Raw genomic sequence first — 6799 nt, 5'->3', positions numbered from 1 at the left:
TGAGGTGCAATCAGAAGGTATCTAATTCGTGTATATAGAATTAAGAGAGAATGTGCCATTAGAAATGTTTGATTTATGGAACAATAAGGACTTTACTAATTATACATATTTTTTCTGATATAATGAATGAGTAGAGAGAAAGGAGTGATCCTATGGCATTTCCTATACTAGAAACAGAACGCTTACGTTTAGTTGAAATAGAACAATCTTATTGTCAAAAAATATATGAAATCTTTTCATTGGATGAAGTGACGTGTTACTACGGTATGAATTCTTTTACGGAGTTTGGACAAGCTTCACGTATGATCGAATCTTTTTCAAAAAATTACTTTGAGAAAAAGGCAATACGATGGGGAATTGTGTTAAAAGAAACGAACGTTTTAATAGGAACAATTGGACTAAACAATTTACAATTATGGAGTAAACGATCTGAGATTGGATATGATCTGCATCCTCGCTATTGGGGAAATGGTTATGCTTCAGAAGCAGCTGGAGAAATTATTAATTATGGATTTAAAGATTTAGGTTTGTTTAGAATTGGAGCTATTACATATCCTGAAAATGTTACTTCTTGTAGAATGTTATCTAAAATTGGCTTCCAAAAGGAAGGGCTATTGCGCGGATATATTCATCAAGGAAATAAGCAACACGATGCATTATTGTATTCTATAGTGCGAACTGATGTTGAGGACATAAATTTATAATAAAAAAAACCTCTTAATTAAAAGAGGTTTTTTTTATTATAAATTAACCTAATTTAGGTAATAAACGTTCTCCGCTTTTCATGCTACTTTTACATAAAGGGCATTTAGGCTCTTCTTCAAATGAAAAGTTCTTTCTCATCCATCCTAAACAATCCTCTGATTCACATTCCCAAACAGGGGTTTGTTCTGGTGGTACTTCTGCTACATCGTTCTTTCGATTGCGATACATGTAACCACTCCTTTTATGTAAAAAATTTTAGTTATATATTAAAAAGGTTGTTAACCTTGCTGGTAACAACCTTTTTATTGTTTGAATTATAGCTTTACAACGTTTTTAGCTTGAGGTCCGCGGTTACCTTCTTCAACTTCAAAGCTAACTTCTTGACCTTCGTCAAGAGACTTGAAGCCGTCGCCAGTGATAGCTGAGAAGTGAACGAATACATCGTTACCGTCTGCAACTTCGATGAAACCGAAACCTTTTTCGCTGTTAAACCATTTTACTTTACCTGTTAATGTCATGGTAATGCCTCCTAAAAGTAGAAAAATTACAATATGATCGGCCTTATTTGAATGAAAATAAAATTTCACATATTATCAAAAACCCATAAGGAGTACAAACTGTCCCCGATTGATACTTGATAATATGCAAAGAAAATATAGTGTTAAATTGACCTTAATTACTATCTTACAACAAATGGTGGGAAATAGCAAGTGCTGGTAATACCACTGAGTAATCTGGGTGATAATAGTAAAGGCACAAAGGCACCTCTTTTATTTATATATTATTCCTAATTGGGATTTATGCAAAATCATGTAAGAAAAACTTAGAGTAAATATTAATAATATATTTTTCGTGGTAAAATATGGTTGGTTACTGTTGGTAGTTAAATATTATAAAAGGAGAAAAGAAAGTGAAAAATAATTCATTTATAATAATTGAAGCAGCAAAAGCAGGGAGAAAAAAGGTCCATCCAGTCTTTGCTGTAATATTAGCCATTATATTTTTGACTTTAGGCGAACTTTTTATGTTATTTATGTTATTTTTACCGAAAGCTGAAACGATATTCATGAAAGGTATTTATGACAATGTTAGAATGGTGTTAACGTTTGGCGGAGCTATATTTATTTTATTTATATGGGTTCGTTTTGTAGAAAAAAGACCTTTTTCATCCATTGGCTTTTGGAAAGAGAAATGGATGAGAAAGTATTTAAAAGGTGCGTTAATAGGGTTTTTATTTATTTCAACGCCAGTTATTCTACTATTATTAATGGGGAGTGTGAAATTGCAAGTACAACATATTACCTCAACAGTGATAGTAGGAATAGTAGGATCTCTAGTTGCATTTTTAATACAAGGGGCAACGGAAGAAATTATTGTACGAGGTTGGTTATTCCCGGTTCTTTCTGTTAGAAGTCGTATATGGGTTGGAATAATTGTAACTTCATTTTTATTTGGATTTCTTCATCTACTTAATCCAGGAATTACAATATTATCTATATCGAATATAATATTAGTGGGTGTTTTCGCAGCTTTATATGTATTGAAAGAAGACGGTCTGTGGGGAATATGTGCATGGCACTCAATTTGGAACTGGGCTCAATATAATGTATATGGTTTTGCAGTTAGTGGCACAACTGTATATTCTACTCCAATTTTTAAGTCTATAACAAATGGACCAGAAACATTGCATGGAGGCACGTTCGGAATTGAAGGTAGTATCATTACAACAATCATGCTCACTGTCGCTTCAATTGTTTTATGGAGAAAGTTATGGGGAAGAAAAGCGAAACAACGAAATTTTAGTTAATGAAAGAGGGAGAAACTATGGGGATAATAGCATTTGAGGGAGCAAGCGCTGTTGGTAAAAGTACCACGTGCCGTGAATTAGAAAAGAATTATGGTGCTTATATAATACCTGAAGTGAATTCTTTATTTGAAAGGCCAAAAAATGAACATAGAACATGGTATTTTGAAAAACAAGTTGAGCGCTGGAATATAGCTGTTCAGAAGTCAAAGCAATATGAATTAGTAATACTCGATGGCGATATTTATCAGCCACTTAGTTATAATTGGTGTTTTCATTTTGATATATTTAATCAGCCATTATCTTTAATAGAAAATTTTTATAAAGAAAAGATGATAAATAGGGAAATTGGCTTTCCGGATCAATATTTTTATTTATATACGAACGATGAAGAACTTAGAAAGCGGAAAGTATCTGATGAGACGAAAAGAAGAAGAAACTTTGAAAAACATTTACATATATCAAAATCGTTTCAGCGTTATTATGAAAATTTAAATACTGTTACAGATGGGTATTGTAAATTAATTGAGGCAAAAAGTGTAAGAAATAATGAATTAGAAATAGTGAGAAACTCACAAAATTTGAACGTGTGTGAAGAAAGACGTTTTGATGTTTCGAAGTTAGATGCTATTACGAAGTGGTTAAAAGAAAATCGTGCATAAAGTAAAAACAACGAGTGTTGTAGAACGCGCTCGTTGTTTTTTTGTTTCTTTATAAATATAAAGGAAAAATTTGTAGAATATTTTCATTATTTAACAGAATAATCTTTCAATTTTAAAGAAAAAGAAATACAATATGAGGAAGTATATATAAATAATATGATAGGGGATGGGATGCGATATTTTGAATGAAGTAACAGTTTTTATATAAGAAATAATTAGGTAGTCAGAACGGAGATATTTGGGAGGAAACAAGCGAGATGAAAACATTTTTGAAAATAATAGGTGTTATAGCTGGTATGGCGGTAATTGGAGTAGGTTTAACATATGGTATGCTGCATTATTTAAATAATAGTAAACCAGCTGCGAAAAAGGCATCACCAGCTGCTCCAGCAGTAGAAGTATTAGCTGATAGTAACGTAAAAGCAGAAGATGCAAAGCTTTTAGAAAATGGAAATTATTCATTGCCGAATAGTGGTTTTAATAAAAATTTTAAATGGACAGATGAGAACATACAGACAGCATTACATGAAATGGCACATCAAAAAGCGAAAGCTGATCAAAAGTGGGGTTATATTTTTATTACACAAGAGCGGATTGAAAGCTTAATTGATATTGTAAAGAGTAATGATCTTGTACAGGGAAGTACATATGTAGAAATTTTAGAACGATGGAAACAAGGAAAATATGAAAAGGTTGATGGGGATCATAATAAGATTTGGAAATTACAAAGTGGGAATTTAGGAGAAGGAAAAGGAGTAATGTCGGAAGCTGAGCAAAAAGAATTAATTAATCAAGTGTTTATGAACAAAGGTACATATTCAGGTAGTAAATTAATTGCAGGTGGGGGACAGACTAATAAATAGTATACTAATTAATGAAAGAGAGTAATTGCTTATTAGGCAATTACTCTTTTTCTATGTACGTCTTAATATTTTAGTCTCGTTCAAGTAAGGAAAGGAACGATTGTAATACCGGGGAAATCCATCTAGATTTATGATAGATTACATAACTTTGAATAACTGTTGGAGTTTCGATAGGTTGAAAACATAGTTGTCCTTTTTGGCAACTTTCTTGTACAACGATATAAGGAAGAATTGAAATGCCTAACTCACACATAACGGATTGTTTAATGACTTCAACATTGGAAGTTTCAAATGTTTTAGCTGGAATATTTCCACTTTGACATAAAAAACGATCTACCATTGGCCTATAGCCGCAGCTTTGTTCTGTAAAAATGAACTGGGTGTCCTGTAATAACTGGAATGGATTTGTATGTGCAGCGGAATGATCTGGTAAAATCCATCCAAATATTTCATTACTCAAAGTACGCGTAATAAAATCATTATGTTCTATACTTTCTCCAATTATGAAGATAACGTCTGTTTCTCCTTCACGTAATTTTTGTAATGCTTGTTCATTTGTGTTTGTTTCAAGTACGATATTTACTTTCGGATTTTTCTGTTTGTAAGTACGTAATAATTGTGGTAATCGGTATACCGCTAATGATTCATTAGATGTAATACTTAATGTACCTTCTAAATAATCTGTATTTTGGGGGATTTCTTGCGCTTTTTCATATATTGAAAGTAATTCTAATGCATAAGGATGAAATTGATGACCTGCTTTTGTAAGTAGCACTTTTTTCCCTAACCGATCGAAAAGAGGAATATGTAAATCGTTCTCTAAAGCTTTCATATGTGCTGTAACAGTAGATTGCGCATAACCTAGCGCATGCGCAGCCTTAGAAAAATTACCATACTTCACAATGGCGCAAAATGTTTTAACATGTCTCATTTCCATAAGCGATCCCTCTTTTATTATCATGATTTGTGAATGATTATATCATGTATTTTAATTTTCCAAATGATTAAATTCTGTATAAAATGAAATTGTAGAAATATTCATTTAGGTGATATTGGAGGAGAAAAGATGAAAAAAAAGGGCTATCATGTAGCTGTTGTTGGGGCTACAGGTGCGGTAGGGCAAAAAATTATTGAACTGTTAGAGAATGAAATGAAGTTTAATATAGTTGAAGTTACATTGCTTTCGTCAAAACGATCCGCTGGTAAGAAAGTAAGATTCAAAGGACGAGAGATAATTATAAAAGAGGCAAAAACAACTAGCTTTGAAGGTGTAGATATTGCCTTTTTTAGCGCTGGGGGAGAAGTATCTAGACAATTTGTAACTCATGCAGTTTCTAGTGGTGCGATTGTAATTGATAACACAAGTGAGTACCGAATGGCACAAGGTGTACCGCTCGTTGTTCCGGAAGTGAATGCGCATACTTTAAAGCAGCATAAAGGTATCATTGCAGTTCCAAATTGTTCAGCATTACAGATGGTAACAGCACTTCAGCCGATTCGAAAATCATTCGGTTTAGAAAGAATTATCGTTTCAACATATCAAGCCGTATCGGGTTCTGGCATTCATGCGATTCATGAATTACAAGAGCAGGCTAAGTCTATGCTTGCTGGTGAAGAAGTGAAAAGTAATATATTACCGGCGAAAAAAGATAAAAAACATTACCCAATAGCGTTTAATGTACTGCCTCAAGTAGATATATTTACAGACAATGATTTTACTTTTGAAGAAGTAAAAATGATTCAAGAAACGAAGAAAATATTAGAAGATGAAAACCTGAAAATGGCAGCTACTTGTGTACGTGTTCCAGTTGTATCAGGGCATTCAGAATCAGTTTATATAGAACTGGAAAAAGAAGCAACCGTTACGGAAATTAAGGAAGTATTAATGGATGCACCAGGTGTTATTTTGCAGGATAACCCTAGTAAACAGCTGTATCCAATGCCATTATATGCAGAAGGGAAAATAGATACATTTGTCGGAAGAATACGTAAAGATCCTGATATGCCAAACGGATTCCACCTCTGGATTGTTTCTGATAACCTATTAAAAGGTGCGGCTTGGAATTCAGTTCAAATCGCAGAGACTTTAGTAGAAAAGGGAATACTTTAATCTAGTTTGAAAAACCGGGGAATCGATAATCATTTTCCGGTTTTTATCCCGCTATTTGCTGGGCAGTAAGACCCCCACTGATTAAAGCTTCACTTTATTTAATAATTGTTTTCTTTATTTCGCCCAACTTTAATTTAAATTAGTCGTTATTGAATTTTTATAAATATCTACTTTATGTGCAGTGAAGCGTAAGGTTTTGGATTCTGCATGAATTGTTAGGTTAATAATAATCGATAACGGCATTTCGACCGTTTTCACAATATCTTCTATAGCAATATACTCATTTTCTGCTTCGTTATAATAAACAACAGAACGAATTACTGCCTCGTTATTTTCAATGTCAATTTCACACATCATAGGGAATTTTTCACCATTATGTAAGAATAGTTCGCCTAGTACGATTGAACCGTTTAGCTCCTCTGTAAAATTAGTAGTTGCTGCTGGTTTTACCCATGTTTCGTCATGTTCTTCGTTTTCCTCTTCATCTATTGCCCATTCCCAAATGGGGTTTTGTTTTAGGTCTTCAATAGTTAATTCATCAATTGGTTTGCAATTGCTCATACATAAATTCTCCTTTTGCTTTGATAAATAAGTTTCTTAATCTCAAAAATTAGATGATTGCTTACGAGTAAGTTCAATATAGTATTTTGCTCAT

General features: G+C 33.0%; 9 protein-coding genes. 5 read left to right on the top strand and 4 right to left on the bottom strand.

Annotated features, from left to right (window positions below; translation table 11 throughout):
• Nucleotides 1–152 precede the first annotated feature (152 nt).
• The gene (locus ACQGSG_RS24955) at nt 153–704 is read left to right on the top strand and encodes a GNAT family N-acetyltransferase (RefSeq protein ID WP_000885392.1); all 552 of its coding nucleotides are present in this window, start codon (nt 153–155) and stop codon (nt 702–704) included.
• Between the two features lie 43 nt (nt 705–747).
• Here the strand turns inward: ACQGSG_RS24955 and ACQGSG_RS24950 are convergent, their stop codons facing one another.
• Entirely contained in the window at nt 748–933 is a 186-nt protein-coding gene (locus tag ACQGSG_RS24950) for a cold-shock protein (protein WP_000286203.1), read from the bottom strand.
• An 86-nt stretch (nt 934–1019) separates the two neighbouring features.
• Nucleotides 1020–1223: a cold-shock protein CspD gene (cspD, locus tag ACQGSG_RS24945; protein ID WP_000176366.1), complete on the bottom strand. Its 204-nt coding sequence runs from the start codon at nt 1221–1223 to the stop codon at nt 1020–1022.
• A gap of 392 nt (nt 1224–1615) precedes the next feature.
• Here cspD and ACQGSG_RS24940 point away from each other — a divergent pair, with 392 nt between their 5' ends.
• From ACQGSG_RS24940 to ACQGSG_RS24930, 3 genes are all read left to right on the top strand, one after another.
• Complete coding sequence (locus ACQGSG_RS24940) at nt 1616–2512, top strand: CPBP family intramembrane glutamic endopeptidase (RefSeq protein ID WP_000794817.1); 897 nt, start codon at nt 1616–1618, stop codon at nt 2510–2512.
• Nucleotides 2512–3171, top strand: coding sequence for an AAA family ATPase (locus tag ACQGSG_RS24935; RefSeq protein WP_002005064.1), 660 nt, complete (start codon nt 2512–2514; stop codon nt 3169–3171). Before ACQGSG_RS24940 ends, ACQGSG_RS24935 begins: the two co-directional genes overlap by 1 nt.
• Before the next feature lie 257 nt (nt 3172–3428).
• Nucleotides 3429–4034 carry a PRK06770 family protein gene (locus ACQGSG_RS24930; RefSeq protein ID WP_000846982.1) on the top strand — a complete coding sequence of 202 codons (606 nt, stop codon included), beginning with the start codon at nt 3429–3431 and terminating at the stop codon, nt 4032–4034.
• A 70-nt stretch (nt 4035–4104) separates the two neighbouring features.
• Here the strand turns inward: ACQGSG_RS24930 and ACQGSG_RS24925 are convergent, their stop codons facing one another.
• A complete protein-coding gene (locus ACQGSG_RS24925) occupies nt 4105–4971 on the bottom strand; it encodes a LysR family transcriptional regulator (protein WP_000425894.1) in 867 nt (288 codons plus the stop codon).
• 129 nt (nt 4972–5100) lie between these two features.
• On the opposite strand from ACQGSG_RS24925, the gene ACQGSG_RS24920 reads away from it, so the two are divergent.
• Nucleotides 5101–6144 carry an aspartate-semialdehyde dehydrogenase gene (locus ACQGSG_RS24920; protein ID WP_000726549.1) on the top strand — a complete coding sequence of 348 codons (1044 nt, stop codon included), beginning with the start codon at nt 5101–5103 and terminating at the stop codon, nt 6142–6144.
• A 129-nt stretch (nt 6145–6273) separates the two neighbouring features.
• Here ACQGSG_RS24920 and ACQGSG_RS24915 read toward each other — a convergent pair whose 3' ends face one another.
• Nucleotides 6274–6705, bottom strand: a complete 432-nt coding sequence (locus ACQGSG_RS24915) for a hypothetical protein (RefSeq protein WP_000063764.1) — start codon at nt 6703–6705, stop codon at nt 6274–6276.
• Nucleotides 6706–6799: the final 94 nt, after the last annotated feature.

It is taken from the genome of Bacillus sp. GMa5/1 (assembly GCF_050172015.1).
Classification (GTDB): domain Bacteria; phylum Bacillota; class Bacilli; order Bacillales; family Bacillaceae_G; genus Bacillus_A; species Bacillus_A cereus.
Note: the sequence above shows the minus strand (reverse complement) of the source record. Positions and strands in the feature narration are given on the sequence as shown.

Bases quoted from the DNA above. Each gene is read 5' to 3' on its own strand.
- ACQGSG_RS24955 (WP_000885392.1), top strand. From the start codon at position 153: ATGGCATTTCCTATACTAGAAACAGAACGCTTACGTTTAGTTGAAATA.
- ACQGSG_RS24950 (WP_000286203.1), bottom strand. From the start codon at position 933: ATGTATCGCAATCGAAAGAACGATGTAGCAGAAGTACCACCAGAACAA.
- cspD (WP_000176366.1), bottom strand. From the start codon at position 1,223: ATGACATTAACAGGTAAAGTAAAATGGTTTAACAGCGAAAAAGGTTTC.
- ACQGSG_RS24935 (WP_002005064.1), top strand. From the start codon at position 2,512: ATGAAAGAGGGAGAAACTATGGGGATAATAGCATTTGAGGGAGCAAGC.
- ACQGSG_RS24930 (WP_000846982.1), top strand. From the start codon at position 3,429: ATGAAAACATTTTTGAAAATAATAGGTGTTATAGCTGGTATGGCGGTA.
- ACQGSG_RS24925 (WP_000425894.1), bottom strand. From the start codon at position 4,971: ATGGAAATGAGACATGTTAAAACATTTTGCGCCATTGTGAAGTATGGT.
- ACQGSG_RS24920 (WP_000726549.1), top strand. From the start codon at position 5,101: ATGAAAAAAAAGGGCTATCATGTAGCTGTTGTTGGGGCTACAGGTGCG.
- ACQGSG_RS24915 (WP_000063764.1), bottom strand. From the start codon at position 6,705: ATGAGCAATTGCAAACCAATTGATGAATTAACTATTGAAGACCTAAAA.